Genomic DNA, 26,576 nt, shown 5'->3' with positions numbered 1-26,576 from the left:
TGGGTTTTTGCCAACTTTATGAGGGTTCTGTAGGCAAGCAGGATCGCTGCAGACAAGGAACGGATCCGTAGCGGCTCCCGTCAGGGTTGCCGGAAAAAGCTGGGGTTGGATCCCATTTGAAGCCGGTCACTCCGCGCTCCAGATCCTTGGGTACCGATGTTGCCGGGATCCTATGGCGCAAGGGGGGCAAGGCTCTTTCTTCTCTGAGAAGCCTCCTTTAGTCTCAGAAAAGTAAGTAGAACCTTGGGGCTCTGCCTCAAGGGGCTGTCTAGGGGTGGCTTGACAACGCCTCTACGAGTTCGTTTGTGGACTGCGCCTTCAGGCAGAGGGAGTGTCAAGCTGATTAAAAAGTAGCCAGAAAGCAGATGGGGATCCGACGCTCGAGCCGTACATCAAAAGAACCGTATCCTGCTGCCGGAAGAGTTGTCTTGGTTTGCCGCTAGCGACTTAGGTTGGAGAAAAAACCCAAGCCATTGTGAACCCGGGGTAGGCGCCGCCGAGATCTCGTTGTATTGGGATCAGTCTCGCCGTCGGCTAGTCCGATCTCTGGCTCCAGATTGACGGCTTCTTCCCCCAGCACCAGTGTGGAAGAGCGGCCTCCATCTAGGTTCAAAGCGTGGCGACAGCCCAACTGCCGCAACAACTGCGCCATCTCCAACAGGGTGAGCCCTTGGTTTTCCTGGGCATTGCCGGCGGCCACCAGGAGCAGATCCCTGTTGTCCGGTTGCCCCTGCCGCAGACAGATGGCGCTGCGGGCAGCCTGTTGCCGGCGGAAGAGAGGCTGAAACCCCTCCAATTCGGCATCCAGGACCACCTGGCCGTCCAAGAGCAAGAGCGGCCCTGCCCCCAGAATGTGGGAGTAGGCTTCCAGCTCCAGCGGATCCACCGTCCAGTCCAGCCGGAGGCGATCTCCTGGGATCAGCTTGCCGGCTTCTAGAGCGCCCTCTAGCCCTCGTGCTGCCAGTATGTAGCCTTTGGGAGGGATCGGCACCGTCACTTTGCCGGCCACGCCTGCCGACAGGATCTGCTGCAGCCGGTCTTCTTGCACAATGAGGAGAACTTCGTCGTCCGTCTGGGTGGTGTAGGTGGATCCCCAATCAGGGGTGTACTGGGCGATCCCGGGCAGGATGTAGCCGCTGTTGATGCCGACCAAGGGGATCCGATCCCCCAAGTCGTTGCGCAGCTCTATTTGCATCCGCAGGCGGGCAAAGCGCACCGGCTCCAAGCCAGGGGGAGAATTGGCGGCGTCAAACCAGGCAATCGCCCCTCGGCCCAAGATGGGGCTGGAGATCCAGCGGCCTTCCAGGCGAATGGCCCCCAGCGGCTGGCGAGTATTGCGGTTAAAGAAGCCGCCGTTGATAGCAGCCACCGCTCCCCGTTCGCGGCTAAAAGCGGGCAGCTCCCCCAGGCCCACTAGACTGGCAGGGTCGGCCCAAATGGGGCGCAACTGGCCGGCGGCTAGGGAAACTGCCACGACGGAAACCAGGATCCGTCGATCCTCCAGCCAAACCATCCTTTGGTACAAAGGGATCCCCTCTACTACCCGCACAGGCTGCCCGTTGAGGAGCGTCTGGGCAGGGACAGGTAGGTTGCTGAGCAAGAGGAGAGCTGCCCCCGCCCAGGCCACAGCTTTGGACCAAGAGACCCACCTTGCCGGCACCACCCAAGGCGCCAAGTTGGGAAACTGCATCTGGCAGGAAGAGGGCAAGTTTTTGGCTTTGAGCAAGCTTGGCAGCTCCTATCCGCCGGCGGCAAAAGTGGCCATCAAAATCAAAGACAGCAGAATGCCCGGAAAAAGCAGCAGCACCAAGGTCAAAAACTCAGAAAGGGTCATGGGCTGAAGACGAGAAGAAGAGGCAGAGGCTACAGCTCCTAACCTAGCGATTCCGGCATCCCTTCCCATCCTCCCTTTGGGATCCCTTAACAGTTCTGAGGCTTTTCCCACCCCCTTCTGCCAGCGATATCCTGGCAAAGGGGAAGTCATCTTCGAGAGCTCTGATGGGCATCCAAGGCAGACGCATAGCCGTCGAACCCGACCACCTCCGACCCTGGTTAAAAGAGGCAGTCCTGGCGGGGGGTGGCGAACTGGTGCCGCTGGCGGAAGCGGAGGCTCTGGTGTGGGCCGATGCCTTTGACGTGCCCAAGCTCAAGCAGTGTCTTGCCGAAGGAAAGGGGATCCGCTGGGTGCAGTTGCCCTGGGCGGGCGTGGAGCCTTTTGCCCAGGCAGGGATCCTGGATCCCGCCTATGTGTGGACCTGCGGCAAGGGGGTCTATGCCCAAGCGGTGGCCGAGCATGCCCTGGCCCTCACCTTGGCCGGCCTGCGGGATCTCAAGCACCGCGCTCTGGCCCAGACTTGGCAGCCGGGATCCGGCACCAGCCTCTGGGGCAGCCGCGTGGTCATCTTCGGGGCGGGGGGCATTGCCCAGGCCCTGATCCGCTTGTTGCAGCCCTTCCAGTGTTCCGTTGAGGTGGTGCGGCGCAGGGCGGATCCCTTGCCGGGAGCCAGCCGGGTGGTGACGTTGGCGGAGCGGCAGGCAGTGCTGGCAGGAGCGGATGTGGTGATCCTGGCCTTGGCCCTCACCCCCGAGACAGAGGGGATCATCGCCTGGCCAGAGCTGGAGCAGATGGGATCCGGCTGTTGGTTGGTCAATGTGGCGCGCGGCAAACATATCGTCACCCCTGACCTGGTGGCCGCCTTGCAGGAGGGGATCATCCGGGGTGCCGCCCTGGATGTTACGGATCCAGAACCGCTGCCCGATGGACATCCCCTCTGGCGCTTGCCCAATTGCCTAATTACCCCCCACACGGCCATCACCGACGCCATGATTGTCCCTGCCCTCTCCGAGCGGGTGCGGGAAAATGTGAGCCGCTTTCGGCTGGGAGAACCCTTGCTGGGGGTGGTGGATCCGGTTCTAGGTTACTGAGCCCTCACCCTCTCCCGAGGGAAGCAGGGATCTAGGACTCGATGGGAATAGGATCCTGGGGAGGAGCCATCTCCTGGACGCGGGCGGCGATGGCCTCGGCCATCTCCTGGGTGCCCACAGGCTCCCCTTGCCCCAGGTCATAGGTGACGTATTTGCCTTCGGCAATGACCGACTGCACTGCCGCTTCTACCCTCGCGGCAGCTTCCCGCTCGCCCAGGTAGCGCAACATCATGGCCCCGGAGAGGATGAGGGCAGAGGGGTTGACCTTATTTTGGCCGGCATACTTGGGCGCTGAGCCGTGGATAGCCTCAAAAACCGCAATGCCATCGCCGATGTTGGCCCCTGGCGCCACCCCCAGCCCGCCGATCATCCCGGCGCACAGGTCGGAGATAATATCCCCATAAAGATTGGTGAGCACCAGCACATCGTAGAGCTGGGGCTTTTGCATCAGTTGCAGGCACATGTTGTCGACAATGAGATCTTCAAACTCGATGTCGGGGTACTCCTGGGCCACCTCCCGTGCCACCTGCAAAAACAGGCCGTCGGTAAACTTCATGATGTTGGCTTTGTGAACGGCCGTTACCTTTTTGCGGCCATTCTGGCGGGCGTATTCGAAGGCAAACTTGACAATGCGACGGCTGCCAAACTCCGAAATGGGTTTGATGCCAATGGCAGATCCCTCGCGGATGAACTTGCCAGAAAGACGCATCATCTCTTCGCGAGCGTGGGCTGCTTCGGGGGTGCTTCGCTCGAACTCGATCCCGGCGTAGAGATCCTCGGTGTTTTCCCGCACCACCACCAGGTCAATGTCTTGAAAGGGGCTTTTGATGCCGGGGAGGGACTTGGCCGGGCGCAGGTTGGCGTAGAGATCCAGCTCTTTGCGGATGGCTACATTGACTGAGCGAAAGCCCGTGCCTACAGGGGTGCCGATGGGCCCTTTGATGGCCACTCTGGTTTCCCGGATGGACTCCAACACCTGCGGTGGCAAAGGCGTGCCGTATTTCTCAATCACCTCTACCCCTGCTTCTACTCGGATCCACTCCAAGTCCACCCCGGTGGCCTCCAGGACTGTGGTCATTGCCCTGGTTACTTCCGGGCCAATGCCATCGCCGGGGATCAACGTTACACGATAGGCCACAAATCCTTCTCCTCCCAGGATTGACGCTGGCAGCTTGACGGGATCCCGCCTAGCGCCGGCCTTTGAGCCCGTGGGGGATCCCTGAGCTTAAACGAAGCTTAAACGACTATAAAACAGGTTGGGGCCATCCAACGCCAAGCTGCGGCAAAACTGCCGCCCCTAGAGGATCCGCAGCGGATCCACATCGAGGCTGACGCGAATCCCCTGGGGAATATGTCCAAGGGCGCGGCGCAGGTGGGTATCGATCTGGGCGCGATCCCAGGGCTGATCGGGAAGCTGTTTGAGGAGGATCTGCCAGCGGTAGCGGCCGGCAACCCGCTCCACTCGGGCCGGTCCTGGCCCCAACACCTCCGCCGGGATCCCTTGCAGGCCCTCAGCTAGGCGGCTGCAGTAGCGCTCTAACGCCTCCAGGCGGCTGCTGCTCAGGCGAATTAAAATCAACGCCCGGTAGGGAGGGTAGCCCCCCTCTTGGCGTTGGCGCAGCTCGGCCTGGACAAAGCCCTCGTAGTTGTGGGCCAGCACCGCTTGCAAGATGGGGTGCTCTGGCAAATAGGTCTGGATAATGGCCTGGCCTGGCAAGGATCCGCGGCCTGCCCGGCCCGCCACCTGGGTCAGCAGTTGAAAGGTGCGCTCGCCAGCGCGGTAGTCAGGCTGGTGCAGCAGCCCGTCGGCGGCTACCACCCCCACCAGCGTCACCTGGGGGATGTCCAGCCCTTTGGTGAGCATCTGGGTGCCCACCAGCACCTGGGCCTTGCCGCTGCGAAACTGCTCCAGCAAATCCCGGTGGGATCCCTTACGGCGGGTGGCGTCGCTGTCGTAGCGCAAAATCGCCACCTGCGGCCAGTGCTGCTGCAGCACCTCCACCACCTTCTGGGTGCCGGTGCCGAAGTGCTTGAGGTAGGGCGAGCCGCAGGCAGGACAGTGCTGGGGGTGGGGTTGGCGGGCGCCGCAGTAGTGGCAGCGCAGCTCCTGCCCGCCCTCCAGGTGAAAGGTAAGGGAGACGTCGCAGTGGGCGCAGGTGAGGACAAAGCCGCAACTGCGGCACAAGACAAAGGTACTGTGCCCCCGCCGGGGGACAAAGAGGATGGCCTGTTCCCCCCTCTTCAAAGTCTCGTGCAAAGCTTGATGCAGGCGGCGGCTGAGAATGCTGCGGTTGCCCGCCTGCAGCTCCTGGCGCATGTCCACCAGCTCCAGCCGGGGCAGGGTGGCCGGGATCCCCGCCTGGGGGATGCGCTGCGGCAAAGGGAGACGAACCCAGCGCTGCGGATCCTGCAGGTGGACCGCATAGGTTTCCACTGCCGGTGTGGCGCTGCCCAGAACTAGGGGACAGTTGGCTAGCTCAGCCCGCCACTCCGCCACCTGACGGGCGTGGTAGCAGGGCTGGGGCTGATCCTGCTTGAAGCTGTCGTCGTGCTCCTCGTCCAGAACGATGAGACCCAGGTTGGCCAAGGGGGCAAACACCGCCGAGCGGGTGCCGATCACCACCTGGGGGACAGCAACCAACATCTGCCGCCAGAGGTCGTAGCGCTCGCCGGCTGAGAGGCCGCTGTGGTAGGTCCACACGCGGGATCCCAGCCGCGCCCGAAAGCGATCCGTCAGTTGCGGGGTAAGGCCGATCTCCGGCACCAGCACCAAGGCTGACCGCCCCTGCTGCAGCACCTGGGCAATGACTTGCAGGTACACCTCTGTCTTGCCGGAGCCGGTGACCCCATGCAGCAGAAAGCGTTGGTTTCGCCCCAGGGCTTGCTGGATGGCCGCCACTGCCTCGGCCTGGGCTGGCGTCAGAGGCTTGGGCAAATCTTTCTCCACAGGCCGCTCGGCCTCTCCCAGCCGCAGCAAGGGTCGCTCGTAGAGGTGCACCCGGCCTTTGCGGGCTAGGCTCTGCAGCACTGACCGGCTCACCCCCGCCAGGCGCTCCCACTCGACCAGCAGCAGCTCCCCCCCCTTTTGCTTGAGGATCTGCAGCGCTTTCTGCTGGGGCAAGCTCAGCCCCTCCAGCAAGTCCTCCACCAAGGTGGCCGCCTGTTGGGTTTTCACCCTGCCCCCCTGCTGCTCCTGCCAGAAGCTTTCCACCCAACCCCGCCGCTGCAGCTCCCGCAGAGCGACCTCGGCGCCAGGCACCTGCTGCTGGAGGTAACGCCAAGACAGCTCCCCTCCCTTCTCCCGCAGCAGCCGCAGCAAAGCCTGGGCAGCCGGCGAACATTCCCCTGGCGGGGATCCAACCAGGCGGATCCGCCGCTGGGAGCGGCTCAGCAAGCCCGGCGGCAAAACGGTGCGCACCACCTGGGCTAGGGGGGTGAGGTAGTAGTTGGCTACCCGCTGCAGCAGAGGCCAGAAATCCTTGGGCAGGATCCCTTTGGCCACCACCGCTTCAATCTCTCGCACCGACTGGGGATCTACTCCTGTCGGCAACTCCGAGCGCCAGCCCAGAGCCACCGCCCCCGCCACCTGTTGGCCAAAGGGAACGCTGAGGAGATCGCCCGCTTCTGGCTCCCATCCCTCTGGCACGCGGTAGGTGAAGCAGCCCCCCAAGTGGGGATGATCCACCCACACCTCCAGCCAGCGGGGAGGAGCAGGCTGCGCCACCGGATCCCTCACGGTCGGGGCAAGAACCGCGGCAGATCCACTGCCCGCTTATCAGGGCGAGCCAGCAAAGGCCGGGACTGTTCGCGTAAGCGGGACGGAGTCCATAGGGCAGACTTGGGCTTGGCGGCCTGGAGCGAAGCGAGAGACTCAGACCGTGTTGGCGTGTCGGCAGCATTGGGAGCCGCTGCACCAGCGCGAGGCGGGATGTCTATTCCCTTGCGCTCCAAAGCCGTCTTCAGGCTGAGCAGGTGCATCTGCTGCTGCTCGTACTTCTCTCTCAGGGAGCGGTTTTCTTCGGCGAGGGCGGCGCGTTCCGCCTGCAGGGCCCTCACCTGCCCCTCCAAGGCCTCTGTTTGCTCCTGCAGATGGGTGACGGCGATCTGGGCAGAGCGCAATTGCGATTGCCAGGTGGGTTGGTCGGCAAGCTGGGCCAGAGCTGCTTGGAGCCGCTGCTCCAGATCGCCGAGGCGCTGCTGGGCCTGGGCGTACCGTTCCTCCAGACGGCGGTGCTCCTGCTGCCAATGGGCAATTTCCGCCTGCGCTTGGGCGAGGGCAGCTTGCAGCGCTTCGACCTGGGCTTGCCACTGCTGTTGCTGCTCCCGGGAGTCCTGACGCCATTGCTCTTGCTGAGCTTGCAAAGCGGCCAGTTGCGCCTGGGCATCGGCCAGCGCCGCTTCCAATTCCTGCCGTTGTTCCTGCCAGCGCTGCTCCGCTTCCGCCTCTGTCTCGGCATAGCCCGCCAGACGCGCCTCGAGATGTTCCCGCTGTTCTTGCCAGGCTGCCCGTTGGTCGTTGTACAGAGCCCGCAGGCTGTTCAGCTCCGCCTGAGTTTCTGCAATTTGGGTGCGGGCCAACGAAAGCTCTGCCTTGAAACGCTGCAACATCTCCACCCGTTTTTCCGCCAGGTCTTGAGCTTCCACCAGAGAAGCCTGTAGCTCCTGCTGACGGTGTTCCCACTGACGGCGCTCCTGAGCATGGGCCAGCCGTAGCTGCTCGATCTGCTCCTGTAGGGCTTCGATATCTTGGCGCTGCCGCTCGTTGAGGCGTTGCCGCGCCGCCAGCTGAGCTTCCTGCTCCGAGAGCTGAACTTTTTGCTCTGCCAAAGTCTGTTGCAACTGGCGCAGGGCATGTTCCCGCTCCTGCAGCGCCTTTTCTTGCTCGGCCACCTTCTGGCGCAGGGCTCGGCATTCGGCTTCCCAAGCAGCGTCTGCAGGCGTTTGGGCTTTCAATTGCAAGAGCTCTATCTGCTGTTGCTGCTTGCGAGACTGCAGTTCCCTCTCGGCCAGTTGACTGTGCAGCGCCTCTACTTCAGCTTGTAGCTTTTCCTGAAGGGCACGCCGCTCCTGCAGCTCCGCTTCGGCTTCGAGTAGCCGAGCCTCCAACTGCTGCCGCTGCCTCAGGGCCGAATGCCGCTCTGGATTGGGATCCGATTCCGTTCGCGTAAGCGGGACGGAGTCCTTGGCCGACTGGCCGGCTTGAGCTTCGGGAAAGGTGGGATCCGAGTCGCCTGAGGAGGGAGCACGCATAGGTTAAAGCGAAGATGAAGAAGGGGAGGTACAGGATAAAGTTCCCTGCAGTATAGAGAAGTTTTCCGGTGGGTTCAAGCCAGGGGAGGGATCTTGTAAGGTTTCTTTCCGATTCCGAGGCCTGTTGGCCGCCCTTCTTGTCTTGGGGGCTCCTCATCAGGGAGTTGAGCTGGCAGCGGAACCTCTGTTTGGCCGTTTTTTCGCCAGAAGACGTCTCCCTTCCCCCCAGAGGTCAGCTGCGGCCTGGGGTTGCCTTGAGAGCTTGCTACGATTGCCCCCCTTGCTTCACCCGCAGTACACACTATCGCTGGCCGGGATCCCTCCAGCCTGCCACCACCAATAGTTTGCACCATTTTTTATTTAGTTGCACCCTATAATTCGGCGGCGTTTTAGAGCATCTTTGTCCAATGGCAGGGGCCCTTCGCCCAGGGATCGGCGCAGATCTGCAAGGGATTGAGGCAGCGTCAGCTAGAAGCCGCAGGAGCCCCGCTCCGTACCCCCTTCCCCCCGTATACGGGGAAAGGGGGGCGACCATGGCCGGGTTGCCTCACGGCGGCTCAGATACCTCCCGCAAGGCGGGGATCCCATGGCCGAAGCCGTCTCCTCCGGTCGGAGGGAAGGAGTGACCATTTGCTGGGCCTCGGATGCTATCAGGCCAATGGAGCTTAGCGGACTCGAACCGCTGACCCCTTCAATGCCATTGAAGTGCTCTACCAACTGAGCTAAAGCCCCAAGATGCAGCCTTCCGGCAAGAGCCTGGGGAATTGATTTATGCCCGCTCCAGACTACAATTTTAGCCTGTAGAAGCTGCTTTGGCGGTGAAAAGTACGGGAATCTATCCTAAATAGACGGGAGATCCTTGTCAAGAGTTGGGTTGGAGCGTCCACTTGCAAAAGTGGAGATTGGATCCACCTGGCTCCTGCCCTCTGTTGCAGGAGCTTGCCGGGTGATAGAACGGAGTCAGCGACATTGGGGGGCTTGTGACACAGGGATCTCAGCTTAACCGCCTTTTGGCCGCTTCCTTGCTGGTGGTCTGCCTGATTGCGGCTGTTATTGGCGGCACACGACCTGCCGCAGAGTCGGTTCGGGGTGGCGTCGGGCTAGAGGCCCCTCGAGGGGCGAATCGCATTGAGGTGGTTACCATCGAGGGAACGATAGGAGGGCCACGGGGCTCGACTTTGGTAGGTTTGCCCACCTCTCCCTTAGATCAGTTGCGGGAAGCTGTCGAGGATCGCGCCGTCAAGGCTGTATTGCTGCGCATCAACAGCCCGGGCGGGGCTGTGGGATCCAGCCAGGAGCTCTACCGCGCCGTCACGGCTCTGCGGGAAGCCGGCAAGCCGGTGATTGCCGTCATGGAAGACGTTGCCGCCAGCGGCGGCTACTATGTAGCCAGTGCTGCCGACAAGATCTACGCCAACCCGGGCACCCTGACCGGCAGCATAGGGGTGATCATCAGCGGCCTCAACTTTGGCAAACTGCTCGACAACTACGGCATAGAGCCGCAGACCTTCAAAACCGGCGAGTACAAAGACATTCTTTCCCCTTTCCGGGCTGCCACCCCCCAAGAGCAACGTCTGCTGCAAGAGTTGGTGGAGGATACCCTCGACCAGTTCGTTCGCGATGTGGCCCGCGGACGCCAGCGCTTGCCGGACAAAGGGGCAGAAAAGGTGCTGGATGCGGAGATGATCGCCCGACGGCAAAGCTTGGATGAGGCGCGGGTGCGCCAGTTGGCCGATGGGCGCATCTTCACCGGGGCGCAGGCTGTGGAGTTGGGCCTGGTAGATGCCCTGGGAGGATATGCCGAAGCCGTGGAAGATCTGCGGCGCATGACCGGGGATCCCTCTTTGTCGCCAGCAACGGCGAGAGATCCCTTCCAACGCGCCCTGCAGCGACTATTGAGCCAAGGACTGCCTCCGCAAGGGCAAAATCTCTGGCCCGCTCGACTGTTGGGGAGCCACGAGGTGGCCGGGATCCCGGAAGTGCCGCTGCTGTGGATGGCGCCCGGGTGGACTTTGCGCTAAACCTGACAGTGATCATAGGCTTGGTGTGAGGGGTGAAGCTGTGGATCACACGCCGGACGACGCTTCTGCGCTGGCGACGGCAGGGCATAGCCCCCTGGCCACGGCGTCCGCCTCGTGGACCCAGAGCCAGGGATCCCAGGGAGCGGATCCCGTCGGCGAGACGGGGTTCTGGCCGGATTTCAACCCAGAGCTGGAGCTGCTGACCAGCCGGGCATGGGTGGAAATTGACGCAGCCCAATTGCGAGAAAATCTGCGTCTGTTGCAGGCGCGCCTGTCGCCAGACACTGAGATCTGGGCAGTGGTCAAGGCCAATGCCTACGGCCATGGAGCTCGCTTGGTGGCTCCCATAGCCCTCGCTGCCGGTGCCAAGGGGTTGTGTGTGGCCACCCTGGCAGAAGGGATCGAGCTGCGGCAGGCCGGCCTCCAGGCCCCGATTTTGGTGTTGGGGGCTTTGAATACCTGGGCCGAGCTGCAGCAGGCCATGGCTGCGCGGCTGGAGGTCAGCCTCACCCGGGCCGAGCAGATCCCCGTGATGCGCCAGGTGGCCCGTTGGGCCGGGCGGCCTGTTCCTGTCCACGTCAACGTCGATACGGGCATGACCCGCCTGGGGATTCCCTGGCAAGAGGCCGCCGCCGTGTGGGGGCAGATCTGCCGGATCCCCGAGCTGGAAGGCTGTAGCCTGTTTTCCCACTTCGCAACGGCAGATGAGCCCGATTCTCCGGTGATGGCCCAGCAAGAGGCCCGCTTCGCCCAGGTGGTGGAGCAGATCCGCCAGGCCGGGGATCCCCTGCCCCCCCTGCATCTGGATAACTCCGCCGGCGCCCTAACCCATCTCCACTATCCCCGCGTGCGGTTGGGGCTGGCCCTCTACGGCTTGTCTCCTGCCCCGCACCTGCAGGTGCCGGGGTTGCGGCCGATCCTGCGCCTCAAAGCGCGGTTGACCCACATCCAAACCGTACCCGCCCACACCGGCGTCAGCTATGGCCATCGCTACGTCACTTCTCGCCCCAGTCGCATTGCCACACTGGCCATCGGCTATGCCGACGGGATCCCACGGCGGCTTTCCGGCTGGCTGCGGGGGTGGGTGCGCGGCAGCCTGATCCAGCAGGTGGGCACGATCACGATGGATCAGTGCATGTGGGATGTCACCGAGAGGCCGGATATTCAGGTGGGTGATGTGGTGGAGCTGCTGGGCCCCCATCTGGCGAGTGCGGGTTTCTCAATCCAGGATTGGGCGGATCAGTTGGGCACCATTTCCTATGAACTGCTGTGCGGACTTTCTGCCCGCCTGCCGAGAGTGCTGGTCAACGTGCTCGGGGAAGCTAGCTGACGTTGACGCTATGGCACGTTTTTGTTGGGCGGTTTATGGTAGCAGCAAATGCAGGCGAGGTTTTAAGCGTGGGTTCGGATCCCTACCTCCCCCCTCAATTCTGGTAGAGGGGCTAGCAAGTGAGAACTGACTCCCGCCAGCAGAGGAGTTGGGGTGAAATTGTAGCTGGCCGCGTCGGCGCCTGGGGGTTTGCGGTCACTTCTCTTCCTGTTGAGCTAGAAACCGCAGGAGCCCCCTATATCCCCCCGCCCCCCTGCCCCCCGTATACAGGGGGTTGGGGGGCGGTCGGAGTCGGGTAGTTTACGTAGGGTAGCTTTTCCTGACTTGTCAAGTAGTGAAGGATATAGCAGCCTCAGAAGTAAGCCGAGAACCGTCCTGTTTTTGGAAAATGAGGACTGGCGGCGGGATCAGTGACATCGGGAGGCAGCCATGGAGGCACGCAAACCTCTGAAGAGGTTGGAAAATCAGATGGAGCGGGCTGTTCTGGAGATGGTGAACGAGCTGCTGCTCCTGGAAAGCCAGCAGCGCTACTGCTCCTGTGAGAGATTCTGTCACGATGCCGCCGCCTTGGCCCTCAACAACCTCCAGCCCCGCTACACCACCAGTTTTGAAGGCTCCATATACACCCTGGAAGCCATCCAAGCAGATCAAGAGTTGCAGAGCCTGATTCGGCGGGAGGTGGGGAAGGCTATGGAGATAGTGGCGGCAAATCCCCGTTGCCCAGAGCCTGATTGCCCGCTGCAGCGCAACGTCGAGGCAGTAGAGTTAGAGCTGGCTCCTAGCGACACTCGCAAACAAAACTAAAGAATGGCTTTAATCGTCTCCTCTGCGCCGGTAGCCTTCCTCGGCCCTGTTGGAACCTACACGGAGTTGGCCGCTCTGCTCGCCTGTCCCGAGCAGCCCCATCTCCATAGCCAGGGGTCCCATCCTCTGGTGCCCTACCCCACCATTAGCGCCTGCTTGGCAGCCGTGGCTGCGGGCGAGCAAGAATGGGCGGTGGTGCCGGTGGAGAACTCCGTTGAGGGCGGGGTCTCGATGACCTTGGATGCCCTCTGGCAACTGGAGGGGCTGAGCATTCGCCAGGCGCTGATCCTGCCCATCCGCCATGCCCTCATCGGCTGCGCCTCCCGGCTGGAGCAGATCGAGCAGGTCTATTCCCATCCGCAAGCCTTGGCCCAATGTCAGGCTTGGCTGGGATCCCACCTGCCGCAGGCCACCTTGATCCCAACCCGCTCCACCACCGAAGAACTGGAGCGGCTGCAAAGCCAGCCCAAAGCTGCTGTCATTGCCTCAGAGCGGGCTGCAGAGCTTTACCAACTGCCGGTCTTGGCCTGCCCAATCAACGACCACCCGGACAATTCCACTCGCTTTTGGGTGGTGGGCCGCTGCGGATCTTCACCGGGGGGATCCCACACTTCCCTGGCCTTCAGCCTGCCCCACAATGTGCCAGGGGCGCTGCTAAAGCCGCTGCAAGTCTTTGCAGAGCGGGGCCTCAATATGTCGCGCATTGAGTCGCGCCCCACCAAGAAATCGGCGGGGACCTATGTCTTTTTTGTCGATCTGGAGAATCCGGTCGGCCAACCCTATCTGGATGCAGAGGTAATCGCTGCCCTGGAAGCGATCGCAGAAACCCTGAAGCTTTTCGGCAGCTACCCCGTCCACGACCTCAGCAAGCCGAGCGAGCGTCGTCCTTGCAACTCAGAATAGGACAGGCCGGCCAGGCCCGACTTGCTATCTGCGGGGATCCCGAAGCCTTTCCCTCCCCTCCTAGACCCAGATACGCTAAAAGAATAGGGGAGGGTGAGGCGTCGAAGTTGGGAATTGCTACTGGTTGTCCAGGGCTTGGTAGTCCTGCCAGGCTTGCCAAAAAACGTAGAGGGAAAGCCCGGCGAGAAAGGTTCGAAAAAGCAGGCCGACGATCTCATCCGGCAGCTTGGGCAGGGTGCGGGTGCTGATCTGGACGCCGACCAACCCACCTGCACCCAGGATCAGGCCCGGGATCCAGAGCACATTCTGGCGGATGGTGCCATCTCCAAAGCCGAGCGCGTTCGCCATCCAGTTGCCCAGGCCCGCATGGCTGAGGGTAGCAGCAGTTGCCGTGAGAACAATTGCCCCCAAGCTGGTTTGGATGGCCACCTTGAGGGTTTCTCGCAACAGCAGGATCTGCAGGGGCACCAGGATGACGCCACCGCCGATGCCGAAAAGCCCCGCCAACAAGCCGGCAGCGCCACCGGTGAGGGTGCGGGCCAGCCACCGCGGCATCTGCCCCTCGGCAGCAGGGCGGTCGCGGAGTTCTCCAGCGTCGTCCGTCCCCCCGGCAACAACCCCTGGCCTCTCCAACGCTTGGGCGTGGGCGACCACGGTTTTGCGCAGCTCCACCAGGTAAATGTTCGCCAGCAACAGCACCCCAAAGGCCGCTAGTAGCAGATAGCCGGGCAGGCGACTGGCGAGGATCGCCCCAACCTGCGCCGTAAACAGAGCCGGGATCCCCAGCAAAATTACCCGTTTGGGATCCAGCATCCCCATGCGCCAGTTTTGGATGCTGCCGGCCAAGGAGGTGAGGAGAATGGAAAAGTTGCTGGTGGCCACCGCCTGCAGCGGCGGGATCCCCAAGCTCACCTGCAAGGGCACCAAGATCGTCCCGCCGCCAATGCCCAAAAAACCGGCCAGGATCCCTGCCGCCAGGCCGCCGATTGCTAAGGCTAACCCCTCTTCTACCACGATTGCCCGACCTTGCCTCTCCACAAAGCCTCTGCCCTCCTCGCCCTCCCCACCCATGACCGGCTGGCAGAAGATACCACCTGCCCCCGCCTGGAGGCCGGCGGCAAAGCTAAGACAAAAAGCTGCGGCAGGGTTTGGCCTCCCTCCAGGCGCATCCATCTAAGGCGATCCGCTCCACCTCGGAAGCCAACTTCAAGGCCTTCAGGGCCTGCTCCCCGCCCACCGACGGCTGGCTGCCCCCCCGCACACAGTTGATAAAGTGCTCCAGCTCGGCGTGGAGCTTGTCAATGGGTTCGATGTGAACCTTCTCGATGAGGCAGTCCCGCTGGTAGGACACCTGGCCGTAGTCGCTGCTGCTGGATCCCTGGCGATAGATGGAGATCTCGTTGTGCAAAAAATCGGCTTCCACCAGGGCATTTTTGCAGTGGACGGCAATTTTGCGCACCTTGCGATGGGTAACCTTGCTGGCCGTGAGGGTGGCGATGGCACCGTTGGCAAAGGTGAGGGTGGCAGTGACGTAGTCCAGGTAGCCCAGCTTGGAGGCGCGGTTGCCGCTGGCGGTAATTTGGGTTACTGGGGAGGGGATCAGCTCCAGCAACAGGTCGATGTCGTGGATCATCAGGTCGAACACCACCGACACGTCGCTGGCCCGGTCAGAGTAAGGGCTGAGGCGGTGGGCCTCGAAGGCCAGCGGCTCTTCGCTTTGCAAAACTTGGCCCAGCTTTTGAAAAACGGGGCTGAAACGCTCGATGTGCCCCACCTGCAAAATGCAATTGCAATCGGCAGCGCGGTTCACCAGGGATTCTGCCTCAGCGATGCTGGCGGCAATGGGCTTTTCGATCAGCACATGGACCCCCGCCTCCAGGCAGGCGATGCCCACCTCGTGGTGCAAAACCGTCGGCACGGCGATGGCTACTGCCGCTACGTGGGGCAGCAGGTCGCGGTAATCCTCGTAGAAGTGAACGCGGTGGCGGCTGGCCACATCCAAACCCCGCTCCACATTGATATCGGCTACCCCTACGACCTGCACATCCTTCATCAAGCTGAAGACGCGGGCGTGGTGCTGGCCCATGTTGCCGACTCCAATGACGCCCACAGGCACCGGCTGCCCGGGGTAACGGCGGGGAGAGTTGGCAGGACGCGGGCAGGATCGAGCCATAGGTTTCCACTACCTCCACCACAAGCGCTTGACAAACCGCACCCCGCCTTTGGGCAACGAAGCGCAGCTACTCCTGAAACAAACTGCACAAAGCTTACCATGCCCTCCTCAAATCCAGTTCAAGCCGGGAATGGGCGGCAGGCGCAGGGGGGCCCGCTCGCAGGCTTGGGGACTGAAGCAGAATAGGGGCACAGGGGTGGGTCGGAACCACATGCGGGCATAAAATCCGCCGGGGCTGAGGGGAAGGCCAAACCAAACAGGGAAAAAGAAGAGAAAAGACGCCAAAACCAAGGCTACTGCCGTGATGCTCGCCCCGCGCCAGAAGCGGCGATAGCTCTGCCAGCCCAGCAGCACCAGCCAGGCCAGGGCCAGGGTGCTAAATGCCAGAGCGCTCATGTAGTGGTAGATGAAAACGCAGCGGCTGACGATAAACCAGGGCAGGTAGTTGGCCGCATAGCCAATTAAGATAAAGGCTTCCACGCCATGGAAGCGGCGGATCCCCCGCCAGACCAGCACCAGGATGGATCCCGTCCCCAGCCACCACAGCCAGGGATTGCCCAGGCCGTGGACCACTCGCCACAGGTCGCCCTGCGCGGCGAAGTAGTAGCCCACCGGGCGGCCCATAATCGGCCAAGACCAGGCTCCTGCCGAGGCCAAGGGGGTGGTCAGCCAAGGGCGCAGCGCCGGGAACCAGGCCACCAGGGATCGCAAACTGGTGGAGCAGTAGGGGTGAACGGGGGTGTTTTCGTCCACCACGAGATCGGCATGCAGGTGCCCGCTGTAAACCGCCTGATTGATGAGCACTAGAGAGCGAAAGTAATTCTGGATCCCAGTCCAGCTCCAACCCAGGGCTAGCCCCTGCTGCGGGTTGAGCTGCAGGTGGGGGATCCACTGGATGGCGTAGAAAGCCAGCGGCGCAAGGACAAAGCAAAAGGCATAGTGCCACCAGCGCAGGTGGCGGATTTGGATCAAAATGCCCAGACGCGGGATCCACTGCGGGCGCAGCCAGACCACCGCCCAAACAAGGATCCCCAACAGGGCAAACATGAAGGCAAACCAGAGGCCGTTCCACTTCACGGAAGCCGCCGCCCCCAGGAGGATCCCCGAGCCGGTCAGGTGAACGGCCCGTTGCCAACCGCGGCGTTCCAGCCCGCTTAGCAGCAGAATGGTGGCCGCCAGGCCAAAAGCCACCAGGTACACGTTAATCAGGCCAAAGCGGGACTCCACCAGAAACACCCCGTCCGTGAGCAGCAGGGCCCCACTCAACAGGGCAAAGCCCACGTGATAGGTGAGGCGGTAGGCCAAGCCGGTCAGCAAGAGCGGGATCAGGGATCCGCACAAGGCGGTGGCCAGGCGAAAGCCCCACTCGTTGCGGCCAAAAAGCTGGATACTGAGGGCGATGAAGTACTTCCCCAGCGGCGGATGCACGTCGTAGAGGGGCTCGCCGTCGAGATAGTTCTGGGCGAACTTGGGAAAGTACACCTCGTCGAACACCGGCGCCGGCAACTCGGCCAGTCGCCACAGGCGCAGCCCCAGGCCCACCAGAAAGATGGCGAGCGCTCCCCCCAGCAGCCAGCGGCGGGATCCCTCCGGCCAAATCCCGACCAAGGCAGAAGCGGACGAGGAAGTGGCGAGCTCTGCTGCAGCGGGAGGATCGCCGGATCCCACTCCACCAACGCCCTCGGAAGACGCTGGCGACAGCTCATCTCCTTCCGGGCCTAGATCTCGATCTTCGGCAAGAGGGTTGGGTTCGGAACTCATGGGCAGCAGCCAACAACAAACGGCGAGGATCCCCAGTGTTACTTTAGCCCCTGCTCCCCTTCTTTGGACTTCCCTAGAAGAGCTGGAGGATCTCGAGAACAGCCATTTGCTCCGACTTTGCGGGGCATAGGGCTGACAGCGGCTGCTTGGAACCCCCACTTCTGGGGCTACGGGAGGGGGCGAGCTCTAGGGAGTGGGTGTAGGGGTGGGGATGACCAGCTCCACCGCTGTATCCAGGCGCGAGGGCGGGGGTGGGGCCTCGCCTGGGGCCAGTTCTAGGTAGGAGGCCAGGGGGTGATTGGCTTGCCAGCGGGATCCGATTTCGGCGGCGATTTGGGTGACCTGGATTTGGTAGAGCTGCGCCAGCTCAGCGGCGTTGAGGTTGCCCCGCTCCACCTGGTCGCGGCTGGCCTCCGCCAATACCTCCGCCACGAGGTTGCCCTGCTCGTCAAACCGCCACAGCTCTAGGCGGCTGCGGGAGCGCAGGCTCACCTCCGTGGGCGAGGCCGGGCGGGTGAGGACATCGACGCGGGCGATGACGATGGCCTCCAGGCCTAGGTAATCGAAAAACTGGCCTACCGCTTCCGGCTTGCGGCGATCCCACTCAAACAGCTCGTAGATCGGCCAGCCCACCTGGCGCAGAATCGGCTGCAGGCGGCGGTTGTCCAGGGGCACCACCTTCTCGCTATTGGGGATCAGGCCCAGGCGCACTGCCTCCATGGCCAGGCGCTGGCCTAAAAGCTGGGTGTGCTCCAGTCCTCCCACTCCCAAAACGCCGAGGCGACGCCGGGGTTGGGGCCGGATGGGCACCTGCAAAACCACATCTACAGGGGTGGTCAGGCCCGCCTTCAGCAGGATCTCCTGTTGCACTATTTCGTAGTCGGGGTGCCATACGGTCAACATCCAACGTCCGGCAGGAGCCTGGTTGAGCTCAAACGCCCCCTGCTCGTCCGTTTGGATCGGCTGATCGAGGTTCTCCAAGCCCTCCAACTGCACCTGCGCCCCGGCCACCGGCTGACCCAGGCTGTTGCTCACCTGGCCCACCAGCCGCGCCTGGGATCCCGCTTGATCTCTGTTATGAGAAGGAAACAGCGGCGTGAAACGGGGAAGGGGGGTGGCCGGCGCCTGGGCCAGCGCTCCTGGAGTCAGTGCCAGCCAGCACCAGAGAGCCAGACTGCCCAAGCGGACCCTGCGCCGCAGCGAAGTGAGGAAGAAGAAAGGCATGGCGACATCCCCTAATCGCAGTGGGTTCTGGAGAGACAAAATCCTGCTGCAGGGATCCTCACCCCGCAAAGGGATTGTTGGCCTGCCATTGTTGGATAAAGACGGGCACCATGTTGCGCACCTGCAGCCGAAACAGGCCCGCCGCCGCATCTTCAAACAGCGGATCCCCGCCCACGTCGTCCCGGCCATAGGCCTCGTAGTAGCGAGCCCGATCCCCCGGTCGATCCCGCTGCAAGTCCACCACCACCACCACCCCGCGGCTGCGCAACTGGTTGGGGGTGAAATTGGGAATTTCCACCGGCACCGTCGGCGCCAGAAAGCGCAAGGCCGTATTCAGCAGCGGGCTGCCCTGGCGGTTGTAATCCCGCGAGATCTGCAGGTGAGTCAAGAGGATGTAGCGCAAGCCCAGGGCATCGCCAACGGCCTTCAGCTTGGCCAAGTCGGCGGTGTAGCGCTCATCCCGATCCAAGAGTGTCAGATCCTGGACGAGGGGCAAAAGCGGCTCAAAGCGGGGATCCGGCCCCAGTGGCCCCTTGAGGAGGATCACGGGTCGCTGCGGCTGTAACTCCTTCAGGGCCAGGCTGAGGTGGCGGGCCAGCTCATCCGAGTAAACCGGCTCATCCGGCAACAGGCCAATGCCCTCCGGCTGGCGGGCCGGCTGCCCCGGCGGCAGGCGAATATCTTGGCTGGATACAAAACCGGCCCGCACCTCCACCTGGGTGCTGGTGGGCGGAAACCCCGGCACCTCCACATCCACCAGGTACAGCCCCGCCGGCAGTTCCGGCAGGACATAGGTGCCGTCGGCGGCGATGCGAACCGTCTGCTGGGGTTGGGTAGAGGTGGCGGCCAGGCGCAAAACCCCCGTCTGGACGGGTTGGCCGGCAATGTCCAGCACCCGCCCCGTCACCACCCCGCGGTTGCCTGAAGAGGGGATCTGGGCCTCGGTCTCGCGCTCGCCAACTTGAGCCTCAATATCCACCAGACGCCGCAAAGCCGGGATCCCTGCCGCCACCACCCACAGATCCCGATCGCCCAGCCTCACCAAACCCGTTGGCTGCCCCTCCAGCCGCAGCGAGGCGGCCAATCGCCCCACCTCCAGATCCACGATTTGCAGGCGGTCGCTGTTGCGGGAGGTCACGTAGGCCCAGCGGCCATCGGGAGAAAGGGCCAGCCGCGTCGGTCGCCAATCCAAGCCAATCCGCTGCAGAGCCTCGCCGCTGCGATCCAGATCCAGCACCGTCAGATCTTGGCTGCCCGAGTTGAGCACCACCAGGCGCTGCCGTTGCGCATCTAGGACCATGGCTTCCGGCGTGTTGCCGCCGCGCCAGCGGGCCAGCAGCTCTCCATTGTCGGGGTTGACCACCAGCAGGCTGAGGGGATCCTCCCCAGCCAGGCCGACAAACAGGGATCCCCGCTCTGGGGCATAGGCCAAAGCCAAAGGTGGCCCCGGCAGCGGCAAGTTGCGGGCCTGCGGCGGCTCCGATCCATGCCGTTGGCGGTTCGGAGCGGGAATCACCGCCAAGCTTTGGGCGGCGGGCAGGGAGGCGAAAACCCGCCCCCTGGCCGCATCCACAGCCATGTCCAGAACCCCCGCCGGCAGCCCGTAGGCCTGCAGCAGCTCTCCGGTGAGCAGATCGAGGGCCACCACCCCAGGAGCATGGGGGCCGGCGGCATAGACCACCTGCCGTGCCGCATCCACCCGCACCACGCCGGGGGCAAACCCCACCGCCACCTGCCACAAGGGATCCCCGCTCGCCCCATCCAGCAGCGCCACTGCCTGCGCTTCCAACAGTCCCACCGCCAGCCAGCCCCGCTCCGGCACCGCATCGAGGCAATCGGCAGAGCTGGGCAAGGGCAACAGCCAATCCCCCTCTGTCCTCAGTTCATTCCCGTCCGCCGAGAGGTTCCCCCCAGAAGCGGGAGAGCCTGTTTCCGGCGAAGGGATCCCTTGCCCCAACACGGGGGATCCCAAGCCCAGCACGCCGCTCATCAGCACAACCAGCCATTGCCAGCGCATCGCCTTCTTCGCTCCTCAACCGCGCCTGCTCTGCTTCTGCGCCCAACCAGCATAGCCAACCTGCTCGCCCTTCCCTATTGGATTCACGTCAGAAAACCCAAACAATTTTTGACAGTCTGCCGCGGCGACCTTAGAATGGATATTCGCTGGTTTCGTCAGGATAAACCATGAAGGTGCGGCCCTCCGTCCGTCGAATCTGCGAAAAGTGCCGAGTCATCCGCCGCCATGGCCGGGTGATGGTGATTTGCCCTGCCAACCCCAAGCACAAGCAGCGGCAGGGGTAGAGGGGCGGATGGAGGAGTGCGCCCGACGGTGGGGAACAGATCCAAACGGCCCTGCTGCCGCCGCGGAAGATCAAGCAACCCCTCTCTTGGCGAGAGGAGACTCTGGGTTCCTCACCTCAACAGCGACGTCTTCCGGCCAAAGCTCCACGCCGCCAACCTCGGCCTGGCCTATGGAGCAAGTTTATCTAAGTTTGTTTGAAAGGTACCACCGACCATGGCACGGATTGCGGGAGTTGACATCCCACGCGACAAGCGAGTCGAGATCGCCCTCACCTACATCTACGGCATTGGGCTGACCCGCTCCCGCCAAATTTTGGCGAAGACCGGCATCAACCCCGATACCCGCACCCGCGACCTTACCGACGCCGAGGTGGCCGCCTTGAGGGCAGTGGTAGAAGGCGAGTACCAGGTGGAGGGAGATCTGCGCCGGCAGGAGGCGATGAACATTAAGCGGCTGATCGACATCGGCACCTATCGGGGCCGCCGCCATCGTCTGAACCTGCCTGTGCGTGGCCAGCGCACCCGCACCAACGCCCGCACCCGCAAGGGGGTCAGGAAGACGGTGGCCGGCAAGAAGAAAGCTCCCGCCAAGAAGTAGTGGCGCGGCTGGGGCGGCGGTCAGAGTTTCCCACCCTCTCCAAACTGCAAAACGGGATGTAAAAGTTGTTCAAAGGACGCACAGGTCATGGCTCGGCAGCAACGGCGCGGACGCAAGGTCAAGAAGAATGTCCCCAACGGTGTGGCCTACATTCAGTCCACCTTCAACAACACCATCGTCACCATCACGGATCCCAATGGCGACGTGGTGTCTTGGGCCTCCGCAGGTTCTACGGGGTTCAAGGGCGCCAAGAAAGGCACCCCCTTTGCAGCCCAAATGGCGGCAGAGAGCGCAGCGCGTCAGGCCATGGAGAACGGCATGCGCCAGATTGAGGTAATGGTGAGTGGCCCTGGCGCCGGTCGGGAAACCGCCATTCGCGCTCTGCAGGCCACTGGTCTAGAAATCACCCTGATTCGAGATATCACTCCCATTCCCCACAACGGCTGCCGTCCCCCCAAGCGGCGGCGCGTCTAAAGGGATCCCCAGGGCGGGCCAAGCGCTGGCGACAGGCTTGCCCTCCTGCAGGATGTGAGGCATGGCCTCCAGTCTTCTAAGTTCTCCAAACAGATGTTGAGCCAGACGGACGGGGCTACTCTATGATGCAGACCAGCCGAACCCTCCACAATCTGGGCAGCAAAGCCGCTTCTAGTGCTGCTCCCTACCAGACCGAGTGCGTCGAATCCCATCAGGAAGCCAATGGCGTTCACTACGGCAAATTTGCCCTGGGGCCACTGGAGCGGGGTCAAGGGATCACGGTGGGCAACGCCCTGCGGCGGGTGTTGCTCTCCAACCTAGAAGGGACGGCAGTAACCGCTGTACGCATTGCCGGGGTGACCCACGAGTTTTCCACGGTGCCGGGGGTGCGGGAAGACGTGATGGAGATCCTACTCAACATGAAGGAGCTGGTGCTGCGCTCCAACGCTCCCGACACGCAGGTGGGCCGTTTGGTGGCACAAGGGCCGGGAGAGGTGACCGCCGAGAAGCTGCAATTGCCCAGCGAGGTGGAAGTGATCAACCCCCGCCATCACATTGCCACCTTGGCGGAAGGGGCGATCCTGGAAATGGAGTTCATGATTGGCCGCGGACGTGGCTACCGTGCCGTCGATTACTCCGACAGCAAATCGATGGCCATCGACTTTCTCCAGATCGACTCCGTCTTCATGCCGGTGCGCAAAGTCAACTACACCGTTGAGGCGGCGCGGGTGGGACAATCTCTGGAAAAAGATCGCCTAATTTTGGAGATTTGGACCAACGGCAGCCTCACCCCCCAGGAGGCCCTCAGCCAGGCGGCTCGCATTTTGGTGGGCCTGTTCTCGCCGCTGCAGGAGGTCAGCTTCGACACCCCGCCAGAGCCCCGGCAAGCTGAGGATAACCAGAAGAACCAGATCCCCATCGAAGAGCTGCAGCTCTCGGTACGGGCTTACAACTGCCTGAAGCGCGCTCAAATCAATACGGTGGCGGATCTATTGGTTTATACCGAAGAGGATTTGCTGGAGATCAAAAACTTCGGCCAAAAATCCGCGGAAGAGGTGGTGCAAGCTTTGAAGAACCGCCTAGGCCTAACCTTGCCCCGCGAAAGGAGCAAGACGTAGAGCCTTGCCGGCTCGCTGCGGCAAAACCGGTCAACATCTCCACAGGACACAAGATAAAAGGCAGAGGCTACTATGCGTCACCGCCGTCGTACCCCTCACCTCAACAAGCCCGCCGACCAGCGCAAGGCCCTGATGCGGGCGCTGACCACGGCCCTGCTGCGGGAAGGGCGGATCACGACCACCAAAGCCCGCGCCAAAGCCATTCGCGCCACCACTGAGAAAATGATCACCCTGGCCAAGGACGGCTCTCTGGCAGCGCGGCGGCAGGCCCTGGCCTACATCTATGACAAGGAGCTGGTGCGCTCCCTGTTTGAGCAAGCGCCGGAGCGCTACCGCGATCGGCCTGGGGGCTACACCCGCATCCTGCGCACGGTGCGTCGACGGGGCGACGGGGCAGAAATGGCGGTCATCGAGTTGGTGTAGGCCCCATGCAGAGCCGTCGCATTGCCCTGAAAATTCAGTACCTCGGCAGCGGCTTTCGCGGCTGGCAGCGGCAAGCGGGCCACCGCACCGTGCAAGGGGTACTGGAGGAGGCGATTGCGTTGCGGGCCGGGCACCCGGTGGCCCTCTACGGGGCAGGTCGCACCGATACGGGGGTTCATGCCTCGGGCCAGGTGGCCCACTTCGACACCACCTCTGGCATCCCGCCGACGGAGTGGGCGCGGGTGCTCAACGACTGTCTGCCGGAAGATGTGGTGGTATTGGCTTCCGCTCAGGTGCCCGATTTCTGGCATGCCCGCTTTTCGGCTCGCTGGCGCCGCTATCGCTACTTGATCCTGAACCGGGAGCTGCCGGATGTGTTCTGGCGCCTCTTTAGCTGGCAGGTGCGCTGGCCTTTGCAGGTGGAGCCGATGGCGGAGGCCCTCAACTCTCTTCTGGGCGAGCACAGCCTAGAAGCCTTTCGCCGCCGGGGATCCGACCGGCCCCACTCGCGGGTGCAGGTGCAGGAGGTGCTCTGCCAGCGGCTGGGGGATCTCATCAGCATCGAGGTGCAGGCCAGCGGCTTTCTCTACCGCATGATGCGGCTGCTGGTGGGATCCCTGGAGGTGGTGGGCCGTGGCGAGATCAGCCCACAACAATTTGTCCACCTCTGGCAACACAACGACTGGAGCCGGATGCGCACCCGCTACAGCGCCCCTCCGCAAGGGCTGTGCCTGGTGGATGTGGGCTATGCTGGGGATCCCTTTGGCCGCCGCTTCGCTCACTCGCCGCCCTTTTGGGCCTTGCCCCTGCAGGGGTTGCCCAAAACCCCCGATTGGTCGGCGGCTTTGTGTGTTTCTTCCCTGGCCTAGGCGTTTTCTTGTCCATTCCATTCTGCGGTTGATGTCATCCTTGGCTGCCATGAACACAACTCCCGTTCCTCCCCCCGAAACTCTAACCCCTCGCTGGTATCTGGTGGACGCTGCCAACCAGCGCCTCGGCCGCTTGGCCGTGGTTGTGGCCAAGCTCCTGCGGGGCAAGCACAAACCCAACTTCACCCCTCACCTGGATACGGGGGACTACGTGATCGTGATCAACGCCGAGAAAGTGGTGGTCACCGGCAAAAAGCGCACCCAAAAGCTCTACCGCCGCCACTCTGGCCGTCCCGGCGGCATGAAAGTCGAGACTTTTGCCCAACTGCAAGCTCGCCTGCCGGAGCGGGTGATTGAGAAAGCAGTGAAGGGGATGTTGCCCCACACCCGCCTGGGCCGGCGGCAATTCACCAAGCTAAAAGTGTACGCCGGGCCCCACCACCCCCACGAGGCCCAGCAACCTCAGGTTTACCCCATCCACACGATCCCAGGAGCCAAAGTATGACCCAAGCAGCCAGCAGCCAACGAGCCGTCTACTGGGGAACCGGACGCCGCAAAACGGCTGTCGCCCGCGTGCGCCTGGTGCCCGGCACCGGCAAGCTGATCATCAACGACAGGCCCGGCGACCAATACCTGCAATACCAGGAGGCGCTACTGGCCAGTGTGAAAGCGCCGTTGGAGCTCCTCGGCCTAGAGAACTCCTACGACATCTTGGTGCGGGCTCATGGCGGCGGCGTCCACGGTCAGGCCGATGCCATCAAGTTGGGCGTGGCGCGCGCCCTCTGCGAGGTGGATCCGGCTAACCGCGGCCCCCTCAAGACAGAGGGCTACCTAAAACGGGATCCGCGCGCCGTGGAACGGAAGAAATATGGCCTACGCAAGGCCCGCAAGGCTCCCCAGTACTCGAAGCGCTAGGGATCCCTGCCATTGCTTTTTCAAGTTAGATGTTGATAGACAAGGGTATAGGAACAGGCCCAGAGGAGGAGATTGCCATGCCCAAAAAAGGAATACACCCCCAGTGGTATCCCGAAGCCAAAGTCATCTGCAACGGCGAAGTGGTGATGACAGTGGGATCCACCAAGCCGGAGCTGAAGGTCGATGTTTGGTCGGGCAACCATCCCTTTTTCACCGGCAGCCAGAAGATCATTGACAGCGAAGGCCGCGTGGACAAGTTCATGCGCAAGTACGGCATGGGCGGCAAGAAAGCTAAGTAGCCGAGCTTCAATCTGAGTTTCTTTTCTGCCTTGCTGGGCATTGCTGTGAGTCTTCGCTGACACTGGATCTATGGCCTCTGCTCAACTCATCGAGCAGCTTAAAAACGTTGAAGCCACCTTTCAGGAGCTGACGGTACGTCTGGCCGATCCCGATGTGGCGACCGATCCGGCTGAGCTGCAGCGGATTGCCAAGGCCCGCTCCTCCCTAGAAGCCACCGTCCAGACCTTTCACGAGTGGCAAAAGCTCACTCGCGAGCTGAAGCAGACGGAAGAGCTGCTGCGGGAGGTGGCTTCCGACGACCCAGAGCTGGAGGCGATGGCCAGGGCAGAACTGGAGCAACTGCGCGTCCGCCAAGAACAACTGGAGGAAAAGCTGACCCTGCTGCTGCTGCCCCGGGATCCCAACGACGAGAAAAACATTATGTTGGAAATCCGCGCCGGCACCGGCGGCGAGGAGGCGGCCCTGTGGGCGGCGGATTTGGCCCGCATGTACACCCGCTACGCCGAGAAGATGGGCTGGTCGGTGCGCCTGGCCAGCCTCTCGGAAGGAGAGATGGGAGGCTACAAAGAGGCCATCCTGGAAATTCGCGGGGATCAGGTCTACAGCAAGCTGAAGTTCGAGGCCGGCGTGCATCGGGTGCAGCGGGTGCCCGTCACCGAAGCGCAAGGCCGTGTCCACACCTCGACGGCCACGGTGGCGGTGATGCCGGAAGTGGATGAAGTGGAGGTGGTGATCGACCCGAAGGACATCGAGATCAAGACGGCGCGCTCCGGCGGGGCGGGCGGCCAAAACGTGAACAAGGTGGAAACGGCGGTGGACCTCCTCCACAAACCCACCGGCATCCGCGTGTTTTGTACCGAGGAGCGCTCCCAGCTGCAGAACCGGCAGCGGGCGATGCAGATTTTGCGGGCCAAGCTCTACGAGATGAAGCTTCAGGAGCAACAGGCCTCCATCAGCTCCGCCCGTCGCATGCAGGTGGGAACGGGATCGCGCTCGGAAAAAATTCGCACCTACAACTACAAAGACAACCGGGTTACCGATCACCGCCTCAACCAGAACTTCCTGCTCGAGCCAATTTTGGAAGGGGAGCTGGACGAGTTGATCCAGGCTTGTATTGGCCTATACCAAAAAGAGCTGTTGGCGGAGCTATCCTGAGGGGGCAGAGCTGGCTGCTGCCGAGCTGGCGG

At 62.7% G+C, this 26,576-nt stretch carries 24 protein-coding genes and 1 tRNA gene; 15 read left to right on the top strand and 10 right to left on the bottom strand.

The annotated features are described in order from the left end of the window. Positions 1–439 precede the first annotated feature (439 nt). On the bottom strand, positions 440–1,726 hold the full coding sequence (locus tag NW846_RS01350) for a phosphodiester glycosidase family protein (protein WP_414347325.1): 1,287 nt from the start codon (positions 1,724–1,726) through the stop codon (positions 440–442). Between the two features lie 272 nt (positions 1,727–1,998). On the opposite strand from NW846_RS01350, the gene NW846_RS01345 reads away from it, so the two are divergent. Then, complete coding sequence (locus NW846_RS01345) at positions 1,999–2,925, top strand: D-isomer specific 2-hydroxyacid dehydrogenase family protein (protein WP_011430313.1); 927 nt, start codon at positions 1,999–2,001, stop codon at positions 2,923–2,925. A gap of 31 nt (positions 2,926–2,956) precedes the next feature. On the opposite strand, the gene NW846_RS01340 is transcribed toward NW846_RS01345, so the two are convergent. The 4 genes from NW846_RS01340 to NW846_RS01325 all read right to left on the bottom strand — a co-directional run bounded on the left by NW846_RS01340 (position 2,957) and on the right by NW846_RS01325 (position 8,907). Then, positions 2,957–4,063, bottom strand: coding sequence for an isocitrate/isopropylmalate dehydrogenase family protein (locus NW846_RS01340; RefSeq protein WP_414347328.1), 1,107 nt, complete (start codon positions 4,061–4,063; stop codon positions 2,957–2,959). A gap of 159 nt (positions 4,064–4,222) precedes the next feature. Beyond that, entirely contained in the window at positions 4,223–6,616 is a 2,394-nt protein-coding gene (priA, locus tag NW846_RS01335) for a primosomal protein N' (protein WP_414515162.1), read from the bottom strand. 41 nt (positions 6,617–6,657) lie between these two features. After that, on the bottom strand, positions 6,658–8,175 hold the full coding sequence (locus NW846_RS01330) for a hypothetical protein (RefSeq protein ID WP_011430310.1): 1,518 nt from the start codon (positions 8,173–8,175) through the stop codon (positions 6,658–6,660). 659 nt (positions 8,176–8,834) lie between these two features. Continuing rightward, positions 8,835–8,907 (bottom strand) — tRNA-Ala (locus NW846_RS01325). A 248-nt stretch (positions 8,908–9,155) separates the two neighbouring features. On the opposite strand from NW846_RS01325, the gene sppA reads away from it, so the two are divergent. From sppA to pheA, 4 genes are all read left to right on the top strand, one after another. Next, positions 9,156–10,196 (top strand): signal peptide peptidase SppA, encoded by a 1,041-nt coding sequence (sppA, locus tag NW846_RS01320; protein WP_011430309.1) that lies wholly within the window; start codon positions 9,156–9,158, stop codon positions 10,194–10,196. Between the two features lie 25 nt (positions 10,197–10,221). Continuing rightward, entirely contained in the window at positions 10,222–11,526 is a 1,305-nt protein-coding gene (alr, locus tag NW846_RS01315) for an alanine racemase (RefSeq protein WP_240527663.1), read from the top strand. A 429-nt stretch (positions 11,527–11,955) separates the two neighbouring features. Next, positions 11,956–12,330: a late competence development ComFB family protein gene (locus NW846_RS01310; RefSeq protein WP_041438331.1), complete on the top strand. Its 375-nt coding sequence runs from the start codon at positions 11,956–11,958 to the stop codon at positions 12,328–12,330. 3 nt (positions 12,331–12,333) lie between these two features. Beyond that, entirely contained in the window at positions 12,334–13,233 is a 900-nt protein-coding gene (pheA, locus tag NW846_RS01305) for a prephenate dehydratase (RefSeq protein WP_414347169.1), read from the top strand. A gap of 117 nt (positions 13,234–13,350) precedes the next feature. Here pheA and NW846_RS01300 read toward each other — a convergent pair whose 3' ends face one another. From NW846_RS01300 to NW846_RS01280, 5 genes are all read right to left on the bottom strand, one after another. Beyond that, entirely contained in the window at positions 13,351–14,304 is a 954-nt protein-coding gene (locus NW846_RS01300; RefSeq protein ID WP_414347174.1) for a sulfite exporter TauE/SafE family protein, read from the bottom strand. Between the two features lie 52 nt (positions 14,305–14,356). After that, on the bottom strand, positions 14,357–15,406 hold the full coding sequence (locus NW846_RS01295) for a Gfo/Idh/MocA family protein (protein WP_011430304.1): 1,050 nt from the start codon (positions 15,404–15,406) through the stop codon (positions 14,357–14,359). Positions 15,407–15,514: 108 nt separating this feature from the next. Beyond that, on the bottom strand, positions 15,515–17,167 hold the full coding sequence (locus NW846_RS01290) for a phospholipid carrier-dependent glycosyltransferase (RefSeq protein ID WP_099812116.1): 1,653 nt from the start codon (positions 17,165–17,167) through the stop codon (positions 15,515–15,517). 186 nt (positions 17,168–17,353) lie between these two features. Further along, entirely contained in the window at positions 17,354–18,391 is a 1,038-nt protein-coding gene (locus NW846_RS01285; RefSeq protein ID WP_414347172.1) for a carboxypeptidase-like regulatory domain-containing protein, read from the bottom strand. Positions 18,392–18,449: 58 nt separating this feature from the next. Beyond that, entirely contained in the window at positions 18,450–20,408 is a 1,959-nt protein-coding gene (locus NW846_RS01280) for a carboxypeptidase regulatory-like domain-containing protein (protein WP_414515146.1), read from the bottom strand. 167 nt (positions 20,409–20,575) lie between these two features. Between NW846_RS01280 and rpmJ the strand changes: the two genes are divergently transcribed. From rpmJ to prfA, 10 genes are all read left to right on the top strand, one after another. After that, a complete protein-coding gene (rpmJ, locus tag NW846_RS01275; RefSeq protein WP_011430300.1) occupies positions 20,576–20,692 on the top strand; it encodes a 50S ribosomal protein L36 in 117 nt (38 codons plus the stop codon). A gap of 214 nt (positions 20,693–20,906) precedes the next feature. Continuing rightward, positions 20,907–21,290 (top strand): 30S ribosomal protein S13, encoded by a 384-nt coding sequence (gene rpsM, locus NW846_RS01270; protein WP_011430299.1) that lies wholly within the window; start codon positions 20,907–20,909, stop codon positions 21,288–21,290. Positions 21,291–21,377: 87 nt separating this feature from the next. Further along, positions 21,378–21,764: a 30S ribosomal protein S11 gene (gene rpsK, locus NW846_RS01265; RefSeq protein WP_011430298.1), complete on the top strand. Its 387-nt coding sequence runs from the start codon at positions 21,378–21,380 to the stop codon at positions 21,762–21,764. Positions 21,765–21,886: 122 nt separating this feature from the next. Next, entirely contained in the window at positions 21,887–22,882 is a 996-nt protein-coding gene (locus NW846_RS01260) for a DNA-directed RNA polymerase subunit alpha (protein WP_011430297.1), read from the top strand. 72 nt (positions 22,883–22,954) lie between these two features. After that, positions 22,955–23,305 carry a 50S ribosomal protein L17 gene (gene rplQ / locus NW846_RS01255; protein ID WP_011430296.1) on the top strand — a complete coding sequence of 117 codons (351 nt, stop codon included), beginning with the start codon at positions 22,955–22,957 and terminating at the stop codon, positions 23,303–23,305. 5 nt (positions 23,306–23,310) lie between these two features. Next, complete coding sequence (gene truA, locus NW846_RS01250; protein WP_011430295.1) at positions 23,311–24,174, top strand: tRNA pseudouridine(38-40) synthase TruA; 864 nt, start codon at positions 23,311–23,313, stop codon at positions 24,172–24,174. A 49-nt stretch (positions 24,175–24,223) separates the two neighbouring features. Next, positions 24,224–24,679: a 50S ribosomal protein L13 gene (rplM, locus tag NW846_RS01245; RefSeq protein WP_011430294.1), complete on the top strand. Its 456-nt coding sequence runs from the start codon at positions 24,224–24,226 to the stop codon at positions 24,677–24,679. Further along, on the top strand, positions 24,676–25,089 hold the full coding sequence (rpsI, locus tag NW846_RS01240; protein WP_011430293.1) for a 30S ribosomal protein S9: 414 nt from the start codon (positions 24,676–24,678) through the stop codon (positions 25,087–25,089). Before rplM ends, rpsI begins: the two co-directional genes overlap by 4 nt. 77 nt (positions 25,090–25,166) lie before the next feature. After that, positions 25,167–25,388: a 50S ribosomal protein L31 gene (rpmE, locus tag NW846_RS01235; protein WP_099812117.1), complete on the top strand. Its 222-nt coding sequence runs from the start codon at positions 25,167–25,169 to the stop codon at positions 25,386–25,388. 70 nt (positions 25,389–25,458) lie between these two features. Continuing rightward, entirely contained in the window at positions 25,459–26,544 is a 1,086-nt protein-coding gene (gene prfA, locus NW846_RS01230; protein WP_011430291.1) for a peptide chain release factor 1, read from the top strand. Positions 26,545–26,576 lie beyond the last annotated feature (32 nt).

It is taken from the genome of Synechococcus sp. W60.3 (genome assembly GCF_047502615.1).
Classification (GTDB): Bacteria; Cyanobacteriota; Cyanobacteriia; order Thermostichales; family Thermostichaceae; genus Thermostichus.
This window is presented reverse-complemented; position numbering and strand designations above follow the sequence as displayed.